A 19,456-nucleotide genomic window follows, 5' to 3' on the forward strand; every position below is an offset into this window, starting at 1 on the left:
TGGTAATGTTTCCCATTTCGTATTAACTCATCAAAAACCCCATAAAACATGCAAAAAAGGCCGTGTAAACAAACTTTAACGGTAAAAATGGTGAGATTAAGATCACGATAAAGAGTTATTGTACTACAAATAAACCAGGCGATAAGATAGTATACGTCTTAGATAATTGACTTAAACCTTTAAGGCTGAAAAATGACTATTGATACTATCGTGGTACTCGCCTACTTCATGTTCTTAATTGCTATTGGGTGGATGTTTAGAAAATTCACCACCTCAACTAGCGATTATTTTCGTGGGGGCGGCAAAATGTTGTGGTGGATGGTGGGTGCAACTGCCTTCATGACACAATTTTCAGCATGGACGTTTACAGGAGCTGCAGGACGCGCATTCAGTGACGGTTTCGTCGTTGTAATCCTATTCTTAGCCAACGCATTTGGCTATTTCATGAACTACATCTACTTTGCTCCAAAATTCCGTCAACTGCGGGTCGTAACGGCTATTGAAGCCATTCGTCAACGTTTCGGTAAAACATCTGAGCAATTCTTTACATGGGCCGGTATGCCTGACAGCCTTATTTCTGCAGGTATCTGGTTAAATGGTTTGGCCATTTTTGTTGCTGCCGTATTCGATATTCCAATGGAAGCAACCATCATCTTTACAGGTGTCGTGCTGGTTATTATGGCGGTGACTGGTGGTTCTTGGGCTGTTGTTGCTTCTGACTTTATGCAAATGCTCGTCATTATGGCGGTGACGATCACTTGTGCTATCGCGGCTTACTTCCATGGTGGTGGCATCGGAAACATCGTTGAAAACTTCAACGGTGATTTCATGTTCGGTAATAACCTCAATTATGTCAGCATTTTCATTCTTTGGGTGGTTTTCATTTTCGTAAAACAATTCGGTGTAATGAACAACAGTATCAATGCTTATCGCTATCTCTGTGCGAAAGACAGTGAAAATGCGCGTAAAGCGGCTGGGCTTGCTTGTATCTTAATGATTGTTGGTCCGCTTATTTGGTTCCTACCACCTTGGTATGTCAGTGCATTTATGCCAGATTTCGCGGCTCAATACGCTTCTATGGGTAACAAAGCTGGTGATGCTGCTTATCTTGCTTTCGTTCAAAACATCATGCCTGCTGGTATGGTTGGCTTGCTGATGTCTGCAATGTTTGCAGCAACCATGTCTTCAATGGACTCTGGCTTGAACCGTAACGCTGGTATCTTTGTATGTAATTTCTACCAACCTATTTTACGTAAAAACGCCACACAGAAAGAATTGGTGATGGTTAGTAAACTAACAACCATTATGATGGGCATCATCATCATTGCGATTGGTCTGTTTATTAACTCACTGCGCCATTTAAGCCTATTTGATATTGTATTAAACGTAGGTGCTTTGATTGGTTTCCCAATGCTGATCCCTGTTCTACTAGGTATGTGGGTGCGTAAAACACCAGATTGGGCGGGTTGGACAACGCTCATTGTTGGTGGTGTCGTCTCTTATGTATTTGGTATTTCACTACAAGCAAGCGACATTGAGCACCTATTTGGCCTTGACCAAGCACTAACAGGTCGTGAATGGGCTGATCTGAAAGTTGGTCTTAGCTTAGCGGCTCACGTAGTTCTAACTGGTGGTTTCTTCTTGCTTACCACACGCTTCTACAAAGGCCTGTCACCTGAACGCGAGAAAGAAGTTGATCAACTGTTTGAAAACTGGAATACACCGCTTATTGCGCAAGGTGAAGAGCAACAGAATTTGGATACAAAACAGCGCTCAATGCTAGGTAATCTTATCTGTACAGCAGGTTTTGGTATCCTTACGATGGCGCTCATTCCTAACGAACCAACTGGTCGTTTATTATTCTTGCTGTGTGGCTCTATCGTGTTGACTGTGGGTATATTGCTGGTCAATGCTGCTCGTAAAAATTCGGTTACAAGTAAAGAGTCTGCCATTTAAATAAGTCTCTTCATTATCTAGTCAAATCCCGCCATATTCGGCGGGATTTTTAGTATCATGCTAGAAACTCATTCAATTCAAAGAACTTTTAGTAAGGCGGAAGTAGTTCGTTTCGGTTTAGTTCATGTTTATCATCGATAGATTTCGCAAATTTAGCTATCGTCGTAAAATCATCAGTCACCCATACTTTTTTACTTGTGAGCTCCGAAGGTAACGCAGAGAAATTTTTCTCTTTTTTACTTGCAACTAAGGTTAGGTATCCCCACGACTCCAAATTAGCAAGCGGCTCCAATGAAAGTGTCACTCGCTCTTCAGTATCGCCCCAATTAGGCTTAATCGTAAGACGAGGTGTGTAGTCTCGAGTTTTTACTACCCATTTATCAGGTAGACGTTTGCCGCTATCCCACCACGCGCCATCCATATCATTCATTATTTTTTCAGTACGATCGTAATCTTGGGCACCTAGCTCTTGAAGCTTACGTTGAAACACTTCCGTGAATGCCACTTGGTATGTTTCTTTCGTCAGCTCTGGCAAGTTTTGCAATACCTCTATGGCAATGATAGAACCTAGCATGTTTGAATAGAGATCTTCAGGAGAGAATGCCGAAGGGTACTCTTTAAACCCCTTCACAGATGTGAACCCAAACCATTGTGCAATTTCATGCCACTGAGCAAGACGAAAAGCGAGAAGTGCACTTAACTGTATTTCAGCCAATTTTTGTTCATCAGCAGTCATGCCAACGGCTTGTTGGGTTAAGTTGATAACACGGCTACGCAATTCATCGTCTAAGACAATTTGCATATCCGTTCCTAGGTTATCTTTAATTTGTGTGTACAAAAATGCAGTATAGTCCGCGGTATCTCGAACATGAGCAGTATCGATAATTCCGCCTTTGCTAGTATAAATCAGGCCATTTTTTTCATCGCCAGTTCCCAATAAGCTACTTGTAACACCCTGGCTACCATCATTGTACCTATGTTGTTCTAGGTCAGACAGTTCAACAATGTTATCCACTTTAAAAAAGGGAACTGGAATCACACCTAACTCAGACTTCATATGAATACCAAAGGCGCAACAAGGTCTAACTCCCGTGGGAGCGACGCTTTCAGCAGCAAAGCTTGGTGCATTTACTAGTAATAAGTTGAGTGCTATAACCGATTTTAATTTCATCTTTTACCTTTTGATTACGACTTAAGTCAGAATGCTTCATGAATATTGAAATAGAGGGTTCATCGGGTTTGATTAAAAACGTGTATCGAGCGTAATAAATGAGCCTTATTCCCTACTTATCGGGCAAGCATCACAAGTTAAAGGCAAATAACTTGCGAACTTCGGTGCATTATGCACACCTAACAACGATTTTCAATGAGTATACCTTTAGATCGGCCTGTGCGGCAGTGAACTATACAATTGTAAGTTCCGTCAGGACGTTCAGCAGCGGTAAGTTAAGTATTTAAACAACGGCATTGAGTCACTGAGGATATTGAACAAGGGGTAGTTAGATTTTTGGCTGAGGACGGAAGAGCCTGCCACACTAGTACAGACATGCTAGCGTAGAGTAGTAGCTTTATTACGCCTTCATCCACGTTTGCGAAAGAACCCCGACATATGGCACGTATTATTTTTAATGCTTTGATTTTATCTGATTTTTCCAGAATTGATCTTTTGGCTTTTGGGATGAATTTGCGCCAGTGTTGAGATCAATAATATCATCTATGTTTTTTTTGAGTCGTAGTGAACAAGTGTCAGAGATATTCCGACCTTTACTTAATTGAACGTATTTCACATTCCCTCTTACTTGTATTTTAAATCCTCTATAGTAATAGTACATGTTATTACCTGGCTTGTTGGGGTATGGCTGATTATAGCGCAAGTACATATGCTCATTGGTTCATATTTATGTGCTTTTTGAGGTTGATATTGGAATTTTGGGTCATGTCACAAAGTTTCATACCTTAGCTTAGAATCTACGCAATACTCATATCTCACTCTGAATTTTAATATTTAAAGGCTGCCATTTTCCTTCAGAAGTCATGATTGAAACCATCCGCTATGACCTCGCATACAAACTCAGTGAAGGGGAATTGAAGAAATTCAACGAGAACGAGGGATGAATGTTGACCATGCCACCATTCATCGTTGGTCTATCAAATTATGGTCTCCTATCAATCAACTGGCTAAGGTCTGCCATTGTATTGCGAGAAAAACTTTGGGTTGGGCACTACTCGCTTTTTATACGAGATATTTTACACGATACATTCTTGGTTAAAACAACGGCTATTTTAATTGCCAAATTTAACTCTAATAACTCAATAATTTGGCCGCTACAATCAGTAAAAATATGAACATCGTTATTGTTTAATACAAAACGGATAGTCCACTGTGGAGCCGCCCCATATTCTACGATGATGATTTCATCCAATAAATCCTGAGCTATTGTTTCTTTTATTTCATCAATATTCACACTTTCTATCCTTAGAAAAATAAATGTCACTCTATAAATATTATTCGATATACAAATCAGTCTGGTCGAATTATTTTACTCATAAATCTTAAAATAACCACAAAGTATGAGTTTTGTAGCATAGATTCACTTGCCATAGTGACTGCTTTTTTAGACAGTAAACCTGCATTTTGCCCTTATCTGACTATCCCTATCAGAATAGTGCTCATGCTTACATGCTTTTGACGCATCCTCGGTGAGGCATCTTTTTTTTTGGCGTCCCCTAAAAAGGAAAGTGATATGAAAAAAACCGTCCAAAAGCTAATTCAGAGCAATACAGGCTTTACCTAAAAGAAAGCGCAATTAAACGTCATCCCGACGATAACAAGGTAATGGCCACCCGAAAGCGAATTGAAGAGCTCAAAGAAAAACGAGCTTTTGAGAAGGAATGGGAGTGGTAAAGCCAGCGTTTTAATAAAAGTCCGAGTTTTAGGGCTTAACGTACGAAACTGAAGTGCAATGAAAACGCCTCATGGCAACTCAATGAAACTTACACCAGGGTGAAAGGAAAATGGTTCTATCTTCATCGTGCCATCAATCTTTTCCTAGTTGAGACTCAAATCAGTTGATCTGCCAATAGAATTCTTATTCATAAAGGTTCTGATAACCTTATCATGCATTTCTTCTGACTTTGAAAAACCGATGTTCTTACGAACTAAACGCTTAAGTCTGGAATGTAACATCAGATTGGTTCGCTCTATGCGTTGCGTAACCCTCTAACTTCGCTCTGAAAATTGTGAGCTAAACTTGGGTGGGATTTGATAACGAAAGTACCATGCACAGAAGAAAATGTGATGTCTTAAATTGAATGATCGAGCGACACGCACGCGAATTGTACCTAATACGTACACTTCCAAATATAAGCCTTGCTATTAAATCAAACACATCACTTTCATAAGTCGTTACATAACTCAAGGCTTTAACCCTTTACATCTGACGTGACTGGATGAACACTCCATATCAGAGTAAAATGGCAGACAACATTGTAGAGTCAGTAGAATTATGAGTAACACAACAGCGAAAAAGTCCAATCCCCTATTCGAGATCCTGTTTAACGTATTCATCCCTTCCTTCATATTAATGAAATTTAGTGGCGATGAGCACTTAGGAACAGCGATGGCACTGGCTGTCGCGCTGGCATTTCCGATCATTTACGGTGGCATGGATCTGATTCGGAATAAGAAATTTAACTTCATTTCCGCACTCGGTTTTATCAGTGTGCTATTAACCGGTGGTATCGGTCTGCTGGAGCTGGATACACGTTGGTTAGCACTAAAAGAGGCCTTAATTCCAGGTTTGATCGGGCTTGCTGTATTGGCTTCCACCTTTACTCGCTATCCGCTGATGCAAAAAATACTGCTCAATGACACCGTGTTGAACCTACCGCAGATCAACGAGCGCTTGCAAGAGAATGGCAAAACTGAAGCATTTGAACGCTGCTTAATGTCTTCAAATTACTTGTTTGCCAGCACCTTCGCGTTTTCATCGGCAATGAACTATTTCCTCGCCACTTGGATTGTAACGAGCCCAGCAGGTACTGCGGCCTTTAATGAAGAATTGGGTAAGATGACACTGTACAGCTACCCGATGATTGCAATCCCAAGTATGTTGATGATGTTTGGCATTTTCTATTACATCTGGCGCCAAGTCCGTGCCATGACATCGCTAGAAACAGAACAGATTTTCCACATCAAATAACGCCCCCACTTAATGCTTGTGCTACGTTAAGTAGTGAAGACGATGGAATCAATCTGCCAATTTAGATCACCAGACAATATTTCCATCCAAATTGGTCGGGTTTAACGCTAGAATAGACACATATTTAATGTGACTAATCTAGCAAACATTGTGAATAAACTCTTTTCTCTCCTGAACGCTCGCCCTGTTTGGCTGGCCAGTTTCATCATCATCGTGACCACCTTTAGTGCTTGGTATGGTCAGCAACATTTCAAGGTTAATGCCGACTTGTCTTCCTTAGTTCAACAAGAGGGAGAATGGCTAGATAATCTGAATGAAGTCAATCGGCTGTTACCAGATAACGGCAACATCACCGTTTTGGTCAGCGGGCAAAATGGTCAGCAGGCCAAAACCTACACCAATCAACTAGCCGAGGCGTTTTCCCAACAAGATATGATTCTGGATGTATTTGCGCCCAGCTCCTTAACTTGGTTCGATCAATACGCGCTCGGTTTTTTGCCAGAAGACGATTTGAAACAATTCATGACGCAATTCGAACAGTCTGTGGCTCCTGCGTTTTTGGCGTCACAGCTACCAGCAAATAGAATTGAACACTATCTCGCCTTAATCAGTCAGCACGACTCTGCGTACAGTGCATCGCTTGAGCCTCTGCTGACCGCGAGTCAGTCCAATCTTGTTGATTGGCAACAAACGATGCAAAGTGGGCTCAATACTCCCAAGCACTTTGTGATTACGTTAGCGGGTGCGGCCAATAACCAACAAAAAAATCCTAATCGCGCCATCATAGATAACCTCAACACCACCATTGCATCTATTCCCAAACCAAACGGCGTAGAAGTGAGCTATACCGGACAAACTGCGCTTGATTTTGATGAAATTAACGATGCGGAAAACAGCATTGCCTTTGCGGGAAGCGCATCTTTGGTTGGGTTACTACTGATTTTAACTATTGGTATACGTTCATTACGGGTCATTTTAGCTTGTTATGTCACCGTATTAATTGGACTAACCTGGACCTTCGCCGCAGGTTTAGCCTTAATCGGCCACTACAGCACCATCTCGATCGTCTTTATGGTGATGTTTATTGGTCTAGCCGTCGATTTTGCCATTCACTTATGCTTGCACATTCAAGAACAACGTAGGGGTAATCCTGACAATATCGTCAGCACCAAACTCGCCATTCAGCATTCAATCAGGCCATTGAGCTTGTGTGCGCTCTCCTCTGCTATTGGTTTTATGAGTTTCTATCCAACGGCGTATACCGGACTGGGTGAGCTTGGCGTGATTTCAGCACTCGGCATGCTGTTGGGCCTAGTGGCCACGTTTGTCATCGTGCCCGTGTTTTTTCAACTGTTCGGTTTTCCGACCAATCGCAGTAAAGAAAGCCACAGCCTCAGCAAGCGTTATGGTGTCCGCCTTCATCGTTATTCACGTGGGATTATTGTCGCGGTAGGCGTCTGGTTTGTGCTGATGTTGGTTGGCGCGAGCCAGTTTAAGTTCGACTTTTCTACCTTGGTACTAAAAAACCCGGATTCAGCTTCGGTTGTCGCACTGAACCAATTGCAACAACTGGGCTTGGGTTCAAGCTACCAATTACACGCAATTGCCGAGGATGAGCAGCAAGCGCAACAGTGGAAACAGCAGCTCATCACACAGTCATCCGTTAGTCACGTGACTATCGCAACTGACTTTTTGCCCCAAGACTGGTCAGCTCGCCAGAGTAGATTAATGCAAACTCTGCAATTGGCAGATCTTCCCGCCCCGCTCAGCTATACCGAGTTTAAGCAAAGTGCGATTGAAAAACAGTGGGAGGGAGCAGAACAACTGCCTGATACTTTGCCAGACGATACAGAGCAACAACTGTTTTCTGGACTAACAGGCATGATGGATTCGATACAGACGAGTGATAACCCAGGTATGGACGATCTACCAGCAGAGCTATTGAATCGCTTTGTCAGTGATAATGGCAAATTTCTCGTTACCATTACCCCTAAAGATGACATGACCAATGTCGACAACGTAGCGCGTTTTATTAGTCAAGTTCAAGCGATCGCCCCCAATGCCGTAGGCCGTGCCGTAGCAGAGCAACAAGTGGGTAAGATTATCGTTTCAGCTTTTCAGCAAGCGATCTTACTCGCTATCGTGCTTATCAGCTTGATCCTGATGATGGCGATCCGCAACAAACGCGATATTTTGCTTATCTTTATTCCGTTGATCCTATCATCCATAACCACGTTGGGTCTGATGCACTGGCTGGGGCTGTCGCTCAATATGGCCAATATCATCGTCATTCCACTCATATTCGGACTGGGTGTGGACAACGGTATTCACATCGTCAACCGTTTTCGTAAAGAAGGTGACATTCACGCCTTTTTTGCCACATCCACTCCCAATGCCACATTAGTGAGTTGTTTATCGACCTTGATGACGTTTGGTGCGCTCATTGTCGCTCAGCATCAGGGAATGCATTCAATAGGCGTGGTGCTGTCGATAGCGTTAAGTAGCATTCTGCTATTTAGTTTGGTGCTGCTGCCGCTTACGCTTGAGATGACCAAGCCCAAACAACGAGATTCGATTAAATAACGACAAGGTAGCCTAAGCGCAATAAAAACCAAACACCAACCCTCAACAAAAATACGAGAGTAGAGTGTAAGAAAGTTACACAACAATAGGAACGGTCATTACTGCTACGGGCAGGTCCTGGTAGTTAGGATACAACAGAATCGCTTGGTGATCACAGTTTCCATTTTGGCTATCAAACACACTTTTGGACAGGAACGCGTTTCAGAAAATTGAACATTAGCTATTCATGAATAAGTAAAAGTATGGAAAATCGCTTAGCGTGTTGTCCAGTATTGATGGTGCGGATCAGTTTTTGTTCTATGTTTTTGCCAACAAACACCGTACAAACTCGTCATCGCGCCAGTGGAGCTGACTCGACACGCTATTGGCATTTTGTCTGTATCAAAAAGTGTTTAAGATATCCTGTTATTCTGCAATATCAAGCCATTGTTTTTTTTATTGTTACTCCTTTATCCTTTTAACCATACCATCTAGAATGCAGTAACCCGATTGCGTTAACTCAGTAAAATCGACTTTTTTGACAAGGGTAAACTCTCCAATGGAACCAAATATAATTCATGAAGCAGTAAAACAACTGGTCCAAGTGCAAGCTTTTTTGGCTTTTACTTTGGCTATCACTGCTTTATTTATGGGGAAATACATCATTTCCAAAAGCACGATATTGCAAAAGTATAGTATTCCAGAGCCGGTCGTTGGCGGCTTTTTCTGCGCCAGTATCGTCGGTATTTTGTATTACGCCTTTAACATCCAAGTTCAATTTGAACTAGACGTGGCCGATATACTATTGCTCTACTTTTTTGCGGGGATTGGCCTAAAAGCCGACTTTGCCACCCTTATCAAGGGGGGAAAACCTTTATTAGTACTATTGCTGCTTGCCGGTTTATACATTTTTTTGCAAAACCTGTTAGGCATCAGTGTTGCCACTCTATTTGGCTTTGATCCCAAGGCGGGTTTAATGTCTGGCTCAATCTCCCTCACAGGGGGAGTAGGCACAGCAATGGCGTGGGGCCCAACCTTTGTCAACGATTTGGGTATTGCCAATGCCTTAGAGCTAGGACTTGCGTCCAATACCTTAGGCTTAATTGCAGCGTGTTCGATTGGCGGCCCCATCGCCGCTTATTTAATGAAACGCCATAAACTAACCGGTAACCATGATAGCGAACTTGATATAGGTACCACTCACCAAGACGGTGAAAAAGGGCTACAAGTTGATTACTTTGGTGTTTTAAGGGCTTGGTTATTCTTAAATTTATCCCTTATCGGGGGGCATTTCATCAATGCCGCCTTAACCGAGCTAGGTTTAAAATTACCCATGTTTGTGGCCTGTTTGTTAGCCGGTATCCTCATCGGTAACAGCTTAAAGATTTACGTATTACGAAAGAACAGTACTAAATTATTAAATAATGTGCGTGATGGTGAAAAAGGTCTGTCATTAATCCAAGATATTTGTCTAGGCATGTTCTTAACCATGGCCTTAATGGGCCTAAAAGTATGGGAGCTAGAAGGCAGCTTCTTCTACATCATGGTCATCATTGGTCTACAAGTACTGATGTCGGTGCTTTACACGATTTTTGTGGTGTTTCGAGCCATGGGTAAGGATTACGAAGCTGCGGTGATTTGTGCCGGCTTTGGCGGTGTGACATTAGGCTCTACGGCAACAGCCATCGTGAACATGACAGCGGTAACCCAACAACACGGCGCCGCCCATCGGGCCTTCATTATTTTGCCGCTGGTCTGTGGTTTCTTTATCGATATCGTTAATGCCTTGTGGATTAACTTTTTTGCCTACTACTAATCATCAGCTAACACACATTTCTCTGATTTAACTGCACGGCCTTGTTTACTGCAAGGCCGTTTCTTTTCAGCTAATACCACTTAAGTAAAACCAGATGGAATTGAATCCATCCTAAATTCACATATTGGGTTGGCACAGATGGTCACAATCAGGTATAGCTCAATGAAATTTGAACGCATAAATATGAAAAATTAGAATGGGGAAACTTGGGAGAAGCGAGATAAACTCTAGATACAACAAAGCCCGCTTTTTAGCGGGCTTTGTTGTTTAATTTGGTGGGTCTAGGCGAACTCGAATCGCCGACCCCTACCATGTCAAGGTAGTACTCTAACCAACTGAGCTATAGACCCAAATTTTTTGTTCTTATGCATTAATGATGCAATCAAAATGGTGCGTCCGAGTGGACTCGAACCACCGACCCCCGCCATGTCAAGGCGATACTCTAACCAGCTGAGCTACGGACGCATATCTTGTGAACGAGGTGGATATTAACGGCTGTTTTTCTATGGTGCAAGTCTATTTTCTTTGTTTTTGAGCCAGTTGGCGTATCTATCGCCAGCTTGGTTATTTTTTATTCTTTTTGGTGATTTTTCAGTAAAAACTCCAGTCAAACAAAAGCGTGGCACAGATCACGATGTCTAAGTTTATAGGTTATGTGAAACCAAGTATTGATTCGATCTAATTATCTCGTACTATAGCTGTCATTATTATAACTATGCAATATGGTGAAAACGCGCATGGATGCTAGGCTTTTCAATCAGACTCATCACTTACGGGCCTCCGTTCTCTGTGGTTTAAGTTTACTGCTCACGATTGTCGCGCTGTTCTTCACTATTTTTAATATTTTTTATACTCATAGTTATGAGTTAGCGACATTGGAGTTCATATTCATGTGCTACTCCACCTATGTCTATAGTAAGGCAAAACAAAGTTCTCACTCGCTTGCACATATCTACTTGTATGTTTACTTTCTTATTCTCATTATTGGTGTCGGCACCTTTGTACAGCCAATTGCTAACGGGCTGTTTTTTTGGACAAGCTTCTTCCCTGTTCTACTTTATCTGTTGATGGGAGTTAGGCATGGAAGAATTGCGGCAGGTGTTACTCTCACGGTACAGCTGTTCAACGTTTATTATCAATCGTCGTCAAGCGGTGTATACAACACCATACCAATGATGATTAATCTTGCTTTTTGCTACTGTGCGATATGGACTGTCGCGCACATTTTTGAATCCAACAGAAAAGATACCGAAAACTCATTAAGGTACTTGGCATCAAGAGACACGTTAACGGGTGCACATAATCGATTAGCACTTATTCATGCTTATGCTCACTTTGAACAATATAAAAGTGACACATCACTGTGTCTGTTAGTGATAGATCTTGATTACTTCAAACAAGTGAATGATACCTATGGTCATGACGCTGGTGATAAAGTACTTATCGAATCTGTGTATTTAATGTCCAAGATCGTTGGAGATGACAACCTATATCGTATTGGTGGCGAAGAGTTTTGTGTCACCTTGTTTGACCACGATATCGAGCAAGCTGAGCGCATTGGAGAAAAGCTCCGTCAATGCATCAGTCAACACCTCTATTCATATGGTGACAAACGTATCGAACTCACTTTAAGTGTCGGTATTTGTAAATATAGAGATGGTGATAAGCTGGAGGCTTTGCTGAAATTAGCAGACGTTGAGCTTTATCGAGCAAAGAAAAATGGCCGAAATCAGGTTAGAATATGTCAGACGGATGAACATCTCCAAGAATCCTCAGAGCTTACCCGTCAAAACTCTTGATTGTCATCATCAAACTCATACACCACATTATAATTTTCAGTGTAAGTACAATGAGGCTGTCGACTGCAAGTAAAGAAGCGACGGCCTTTAAAGTCACCCTGACTGGCAATTTTAATGATCATTGGGCTACCACACTTCTTACAAAATCGCACTTCTTTGTCGGTTTCGATCAAATCGATATGGGCTGCTAATAACCTTCGTAGCTTACTGACTTGGTAGCTATATTTAATATTGGCGCCAATTAAAGGAATACTCGCTGACTTGCACACATGTATAAGCAACTTTTCTCTTTCAACTTTGCCTTTATATAGCTCTTTGCCATTATCAAGTTCAATGATCACTCTAGGCTCAAATGTTCTCGGGTCACAGACAACGAAATCGAAGTAGCTTTTGGCAATACGGCTATTGGCAATGAACCACTGTTTTTTGTTAAGTTTTGCACTAGGTGAGACCATATTCGACATACAGACTTTGGCCAATACAACAGCGTGATCACCTACGGCTGATTTTAATGCGTTGTAAAACGTGCTTTCAGAAGCATTCAATAACGCGCTTTTTCTCTTGTAGCTGTAGTCTTTTGTATCATCATGTTTAATCACATATTTTTGAATGAATATGAAAAAGATGACGAGCAGTGCCACAATGATAAAAATATTGGTCATACGATAAAAGCTATCCTGAAGTGATTTTCTAACTCATTAATTAATAAACGAAGTTCTAATGATTGGCTAGTTTATTACTGTGGATTTGTCGCAGAGGGTGACTTAATCCACAGGGTAAGCGCTATCAAGGCGAGAGTACGCGCAACTGATGTCTTATTCAAATAGAAAAAGCTCGCCGAAGCGAGCTTTTAATTATACATTTTCTACTTGAAGCCACAGCGATGTTGGTTACGTTCTTTTACCCCAATCACATAGCATGTCTATGCTCATGGTGATTCATTCACTTACCGCCTACCTGCAACTCCAAGTAGTTTGGCTATAGCATGAAGATCAATCGATCAATAACAGACGCCCAGTTAATGCAGGAACGCTTATTGTCGTTGTGCCAAATTGCGTACCAATTACCTCTTCACTCATTAAATCAATCAATTGAGTTGTCGATTTGATCAACCCCATATCAAGATTGAAGATTCGCTCTTCCGTACTGGTATTGAGTACATAAAGGATCTGCTCATCTCCATGCACTTTAAGATCAGCATACAGAGTGTCATCAATCCACACATTGCGTCGTTCACCTTTGGCTAAAGAAGGATACTGACTGCGTAATAACATCAATTTACTGACACTGCTCTTCAGTGCTTGTTGCTGTGGTGAAAATAAAACCGCATCAACTTTACCGCTAGAGCGAGCGACGTGGTCATCACACAAACCTAAAATTGCACAATCTTGAGTTACTTTTGCCGCGAAGTTTTCTACTTCATCACCTATTTCTTCTCCATAATAGAGCGTGATAGGGCCAGAATAAGCAGCAAGGAAACTGAATGCGGCTTGGTGACGAGCGTAATAGTCTCCCAGATTACCTCGTTGAATAAGGTCACCAAAGCGCACCAAGTCATGGTTACCCAGCATTAAATTGGGCATCGCATGGTAAGGGGATTTCGCTCGGCTATTCCAGCTTGCCTCTAGGCTTCTAGCGCTACCGCTTGCTCCAGATTCTTCCACTGCTAATGCTTGCACTAAACCATAGCGTAATGGGAAGTTAAATGCAGAAGAGAGCGCTGGATTGGCATCACTACCATAAGCCGTTTGGGTAATATCATCCGCACCTTGCCACACTTCACCAACCATATAGCCGAGCGTACCCCATGATTTACCTGCATTGAAGTTATCTCGCGAGGCTTGTTCGACTGCCGCACGCAGCGTTTGCCACGTATCAAGCGGAACTTGATAAGCTTGATCTAAACGCCAACCATCAACACCAAATTCACGAATCCAATAGGTGGCAACTTCACTAAAGAAAGTTTCACTCGCTTGGTTTGGATAAGTCACTAACTGCCCCGGATAACCGCTTTCGCCGCTGTGAAGTTGCGGTAATTTCCCGCTTGGTGACGCTTTAACACCGACAGCGCTAGTGTGACCAAATACACCATCTAATAATACGTACAACCCTTTTTGATGCGCTTTATCGATGAGTTCTTTGAGTTTGGCATTACTACCAAAATTTGGATCGACATTAAAGTAATCACAAGCAAAATAGCCGGTTGCATCAAGCTTATCATCCCCATTTTGGCCTGCACAGGAGTCAAAGATTGGGGTTAACCATAATGCATTGACATTGAGGCTCGCAATGTAATCCAAACTATTGATGATGCCTTGTAAATCTCCACGGTGGTGGGAATTTCCATAACCCACGCCATAATCAGCATTTGAGTCTCCATCAACAAACGATTCCACCATCACTTGATAAATGCGTAAATCACACGCAGGGTTAGTATCTTGATAACAGGCATAATCAATACCGGTATCTGACACCCCAACCACCAATTGTGACGCATTTGATGCATCCAGCGTAAATTTCCAAACGCCTTGCTCAGTCACTGTCAACTTGATATTGCCGTTGCCCGCATCTTCCAGCATTGCCGAACCATTTGCGCTGCTAAATCCACCAAAACCGAGATTTAAAGTGCTCCAATCTTCAGAGGCAATTTTAAATTCGTATACGCCAGGCGTTAAATAGCCTTCAAATGCATAGAGACCATTTTGCTGATAAGTTAATAGATTAGTGAGCCCCCAACCATTCATCGAACCCCGAACATACACCGACGTTGTGCCGTAAGGTGCAACATCAACGGGTGGAGTTTCGACGCTAAGCCCTGATCCTTGTTCGCCTTGTTGTGGCATAACAAAAACGGCCGCAGTTAAAGCAGGAACAGTAAAGCGCCCATTATCAAAGCGACTCTCTTTGACTCGTGCATCCTGCGAAGTTATCAAGGTCGGGTGAAGTACAAAGCGCTGCGCATTCGGGATCACGACACTTTGCTCTGCGGTATTAGCGTTGATCGCAACCACTATCGCCTCTACGTTTGGATCCAGATCCACACCAGCTGAAATACCATCATTAACCGACATCACTATCATGCCAGACTGAGCATTTGGCCCCGTATTATGGAAGCGCACGCGGTTCAATACCTCTTGCTCTGAAATCAGTTTAAGCAGCGGTGTTTGCGCACGAATCGAGAGTAATGCTTTGAACGCGTTATCTGTCCACGCAATATCTTGTGGTGATGCCACCGTGTTAGGGTTGGCAATCACACTTTGAATTGCGCTCCAGTTGGCTTGATCTTTATCAGCCCTAGGCAATCCCACATTCCAGTTATTGCTCTGCTTGCTAAAATCAACGCGGTTGTACCAATCACCACTGTCGTAGCTATCACGCGCCATCGATTTTGAACGAAGTAACTCAGATCCCATGTGGAAGAAAGGTACGCCTTGCCCTAGCATCACCGGAGCAAGACCTATGATTTGCATGCGCGCTCTATCAGCCGAGCTAGTTTCCGGTTGCGCTTTATACTGGTTAAAATCCCACAATGTTTGATTATCGTGCTTAGAGACATAGTTGATCGACTCTTGCGGGTCGAGCGTATAGGCTGCACCTTGGCCACCGTATTGAAAATCTCGGCCAAGTACCGTCATTCCACTCGCTGTTTGCAAAGGATAGGCTTGTAAGTTTCCTGCCATGCCGTAACGAATTAAATCCATTTTAGATTTCAATTCATCATTAAAACGATCACCAGCGTTAGCAAAACCCGGGGTAGTTAATAGTGCATCTCCGCTGTCAAAAGGACCACCACCACGTACACCATCGCGCAATCGATCGTTATAAGTGCCAATACCCGTTCCAGCCATTGGCCACTGCGTCGCATTTTCGCCTCTTGCGCCATTAGCAACTTCACCAAAGTTCCAGCCTTCACCATAAAACCAAGTGTCAGGATCAACCGACTTCGCCGCATCATAGATGGCCAGCATGCTGGATTTCATCAAGTGGCCCATCAGATCAAAGCGGAAACCGTCAATTTTGTAGTCTTGCGCCCACATCATTACGCTATCGGCAACTAACTTCTCAAACATACGGTTTTCTGAAGCGGTATTATCACAGCAACTTGAGTTTTCAACCGCACCAGTAATTGGATTCAAACGGTGGTAATAACCGGGAACCGCTTTATCCAACACAGATTTATCATACAAGCCTGACGAATAGGTATGGTTATAGACCACATCTTGCACCACTCTAAATCCAAGTTGATGCAGTTTTTGCACCATTTGGCGGTACTCTTTCACCCGTGACACACCATCACTTTGCACTGCATAACTTCCTTCAGGTGCACTGTAATGGAAGGGATCATAGCCCCAGTTGAAGCTATCTAAAGGCCGTACATCCGCCAGTAAAGCTTGCGCTTGTGGCGTATTAGGATCGGTATTTTCCAACAGCGAAAGAATGGTCGCGTTCATTGACGTGCCATCAGAACACAATGACGCTTGCGGATTAATGCCACACAATTTTGCTACCGTGTCATTAAGATCAACCCGTTTTTCCACCTCTTCTGGAATAGAGGCTAAATCGTAACTCGGCAACAGGTGAATGGTGGTTAAACCTGCTTGTTTTAAACTTTTTAGTTGTGCAACGCTGTCTCGTTCATCTTCCAAAAAGGCGAGGTATTTGCCATTGTATGCCGCTGTTCCTTGATTATCACTGTTACTAAAATCGCGAATGTGCAATTCATAAAGAATGTTATCTTCAGGATTGCTCAGTTCAGGGATGGCTTGGTCATCCCAACCATCCGGTTTTGATTCAGCCGCAGTTAAGTCAACTAATTGCGAATAGAGACTAGATGTGCTGAGTGATTGCGAATACGGGTCGGTAATGGTCATCCATTCAAGTTGCGCCGTTTTCGGATGATAAGCTTGTACGCGATAACGATAAAAACTATTTTTAAGTGCGCTATCACCTTGGTAGTGCCAAATACCCGTAGTTGGATCTTCGACCATCGACTGCGGAGAGCGACTACGAAGAGTTTTATCTTGGTCATAAAGATAAAGCTCTACCTGCTGTGCGGTTGGAGCCCACAATGCAAAGTGCGCACTATTACCATCTATCCAAGCACCAAGTTTCGCTTCATCCGCATCATGACTACCCGCCGTATAAAGATTATCAACGACACCGGGGATCTGCACTTTTGTTGCAACAAGCACTTTACCTTCAGTATCTCGAGCGACTGCAATCATTTGTGTTTTCAACAATGCTTTAGCTTGTTCGTCGTTCACATCCAGCGTAAATGCTGTTCGACCAGTTAAGTGTGGGAAGCGAGCATTGTTTGTCACCCCTGACAGCGCTAATGGGTAATGGGTAAATTGTTCAGGATGGGTAATGTCACCACCAGCTTGTGCTCGGCTCCAGAGCTCATAACTAGCCGCTTTGCTGTGATCAAACCACGCCAATTGATTCACAGACAGCCAGTGTGCTGCAGCGCCTTCGATGCTGACATTAGTTTGCTCATTCGGAGAATAGTTCAGCGCCGTACTACCATGACGTGTGTAAAGCGTATTACCCTTTACAAAATCAAGGATAAGATCATCGCTGCCCAGCGCTTTATCGTTACCACTGTGAACAATAAAGTTCATGCAATTGCCGTGTTCTGCTTTTAGTGGAATACGATACATCGCACCGTAAGTTGGATCAATTTCAGAGGCTAGATAAGGGTTACCCCAATCTACGCCATTGAGGGAAGACTCAGAGACTGAGTCACAACTACCGTTATTCCACAGATGTAGCCCCCAACCGTCATAATTATTGTCATCACGGAGGTAATAAATAATCGCTTCTTGATAACGTGGCGTTGGCTCAGTTGTCGAGTTATCTGCCTGTTTCGGCTGCGGGTCAATACTATCGGGGATACCATCACCATCGTCATCGCTAGAGGCAAAATCCCCTAACCCATCATTATTAGTATCAAGGCTTTCTAGGCGATCTCGTGGGAACACATCTTGTTGGTTGTTAACGCCATCGCCATCAATATCGTCATCTTCACTATCAGTAATGCCATCATTATCAAGGTCTGCCGGTTGATCGTTTTCATCATCAGCACTTGTGCCTAAACGTTCTTCATCGGCGTTACTCCAACCATCACCGTCACGGTCATCATCTTCGACATCCGCTATACCATCACCATCGCTATCAACAGGGTGGCTAGAAGCGTTATAAGGGTCGGAACCTAATCGCCATTCGGTTTCATCTGACCAACCATCATTGTCATCATCCCAATCGGCGTGATCACCAATACCATCATGATCGGAATCAATACTCTCTTGAATATCATGGGGAAATAGATCGACTAAATCTGCGACGCCATCTCTATCACTGTCGAAACCAATGACTGGCTCACCATTTTCAAGCATCAACGTTTTATCACGAATATCCGTTTTATCTCGTTTGGCCTTTTTGATCTCATTACCAAATAATTGACTGGCTTTTTTTAACGTATTCGAAAGTTCAGGCAGTATGGATTGCTCGATAGTAGAAGGTAATAATTGAGCCAGCGCTTTCGCCGACTGAGCAACAACAATGTTGTTATCGACGTAATCTGCTTTTATATCCAGTGTCGGAATGCGCAACGCTTTTTTCAGTTCTGCGAGTGCTTTTTTCTCTTTCTGGCCACGCTGCATCTGCACACTAAGGTAGGTCGTAAAAGGGTTAATGACGGGGTAATTGGCAGGAGCAGTCATGACATAACTACGCGCCGTTTTCACCGCTGGTATGTCCTGATCAACGCTTTCCCCTTTAGTGACCGATACCATCAGGTAATGATTTTTTATATCACCGTGCAGACCTTTGACATTAATTTTCGCGATACCATTGTCGTCGGTATAAGCCTGCGGTTCGCCTTGATCAAATTGGTGATTGCTATTTACATCTAGCCAAACATGAGCATTAGTTAAATACCCATCCATGACTTGAACTTCAAGCGAGTCATTACAACCCGCTAGCATACCAATTGAAGCAAACGCTAAAGTCATTCTTGTTAGGTTTGTTTTCATTGTTGAAATCCGTGTTTTAACGTTATTGCTAGTCCTGCTCTCACTACTGGCAGAAAACCATTGAGTCAGTAGATGTATGACTACATT

Annotated in this window: 9 protein-coding genes, 2 tRNA genes and 2 pseudogenes; 6 read left to right on the forward strand and 7 right to left on the reverse strand. The window is 42.9% G+C overall.

Annotated elements, in window-relative coordinates:
* Positions 1 to 192: 192 nt before the first annotated feature.
* On the forward strand, positions 193 to 1,956 hold the full coding sequence (locus HGG78_RS06530; protein ID WP_172532373.1) for a sodium:solute symporter family transporter: 1,764 nt from the start codon (positions 193 to 195) through the stop codon (positions 1,954 to 1,956).
* 88 nt (positions 1,957 to 2,044) lie between these two features.
* Here HGG78_RS06530 and HGG78_RS06535 read toward each other — a convergent pair whose 3' ends face one another.
* Complete coding sequence (locus tag HGG78_RS06535) at positions 2,045 to 3,127, reverse strand: DUF4056 domain-containing protein (protein ID WP_053309410.1); 1,083 nt, start codon at positions 3,125 to 3,127, stop codon at positions 2,045 to 2,047.
* 1,051 nt (positions 3,128 to 4,178) lie between these two features.
* Positions 4,179 to 4,421, reverse strand: coding sequence for a hypothetical protein (locus HGG78_RS06540; RefSeq protein ID WP_053309408.1), 243 nt, complete (start codon positions 4,419 to 4,421; stop codon positions 4,179 to 4,181).
* Positions 4,422 to 4,900: 479 nt separating this feature from the next.
* On the opposite strand from HGG78_RS06540, the pseudogene HGG78_RS06545 reads away from it, so the two are divergent.
* Positions 4,901 to 4,999: pseudogene (locus HGG78_RS06545) on the forward strand (DDE-type integrase/transposase/recombinase); the annotation flags it as partial.
* Positions 5,000 to 5,005: 6 nt separating this feature from the next.
* Here HGG78_RS06545 and HGG78_RS06550 read toward each other — a convergent pair.
* Positions 5,006 to 5,176 (reverse strand): annotated as a pseudogene (locus HGG78_RS06550) (IS1 family transposase); the annotation flags it as partial.
* Between the two features lie 286 nt (positions 5,177 to 5,462).
* Between HGG78_RS06550 and HGG78_RS06555 the strand changes: the two are divergent.
* The 3 genes from HGG78_RS06555 (at position 5,463) to gltS (ending at position 10,536) form a co-directional block, all read left to right on the forward strand.
* The gene (locus HGG78_RS06555; protein WP_168521961.1) at positions 5,463 to 6,158 is read left to right on the forward strand and encodes a VC0807 family protein; all 696 of its coding nucleotides are present in this window, start codon (positions 5,463 to 5,465) and stop codon (positions 6,156 to 6,158) included.
* A 150-nt stretch (positions 6,159 to 6,308) separates the two neighbouring features.
* Positions 6,309 to 8,741, forward strand: a complete 2,433-nt coding sequence (locus HGG78_RS06560) for an MMPL family transporter (protein ID WP_172532374.1) — start codon at positions 6,309 to 6,311, stop codon at positions 8,739 to 8,741.
* 538 nt (positions 8,742 to 9,279) lie between these two features.
* Entirely contained in the window at positions 9,280 to 10,536 is a 1,257-nt protein-coding gene (gltS, locus tag HGG78_RS06565; protein ID WP_053309405.1) for a sodium/glutamate symporter, read from the forward strand.
* 273 nt (positions 10,537 to 10,809) lie between these two features.
* Here gltS and HGG78_RS06570 read toward each other — a convergent pair.
* Positions 10,810 to 10,886 (reverse strand) — tRNA-Val (locus HGG78_RS06570).
* Positions 10,887 to 10,924: 38 nt separating this feature from the next.
* Positions 10,925 to 11,001, reverse strand: a tRNA-Val gene (locus HGG78_RS06575).
* Between the two features lie 272 nt (positions 11,002 to 11,273).
* Between HGG78_RS06575 and HGG78_RS06580 the strand changes: the two genes are divergently transcribed.
* Positions 11,274 to 12,335 (forward strand): GGDEF domain-containing protein, encoded by a 1,062-nt coding sequence (locus HGG78_RS06580; protein ID WP_053309404.1) that lies wholly within the window; start codon positions 11,274 to 11,276, stop codon positions 12,333 to 12,335.
* Here the strand turns inward: HGG78_RS06580 and HGG78_RS06585 are convergent.
* Together HGG78_RS06585 and pulA are read right to left on the reverse strand one after the other, a co-directional pair.
* Positions 12,323 to 12,997 (reverse strand): DUF2726 domain-containing protein, encoded by a 675-nt coding sequence (locus HGG78_RS06585; protein WP_172532375.1) that lies wholly within the window; start codon positions 12,995 to 12,997, stop codon positions 12,323 to 12,325. The two genes, HGG78_RS06580 and HGG78_RS06585, sit on opposite strands and share 13 nt — an antisense overlap.
* A 330-nt stretch (positions 12,998 to 13,327) precedes the next feature.
* Positions 13,328 to 19,369: a pullulanase-type alpha-1,6-glucosidase gene (gene pulA / locus HGG78_RS06590; RefSeq protein ID WP_172532376.1), complete on the reverse strand. Its 6,042-nt coding sequence runs from the start codon at positions 19,367 to 19,369 to the stop codon at positions 13,328 to 13,330.
* Between the last annotated feature and the right edge of the window lie 87 nt (positions 19,370 to 19,456).

The sequence above is a fragment of the Vibrio aestuarianus genome, from assembly GCF_012395185.1.
Taxonomy (GTDB): Bacteria; Pseudomonadota; Gammaproteobacteria; order Enterobacterales; family Vibrionaceae; genus Vibrio; species Vibrio aestuarianus.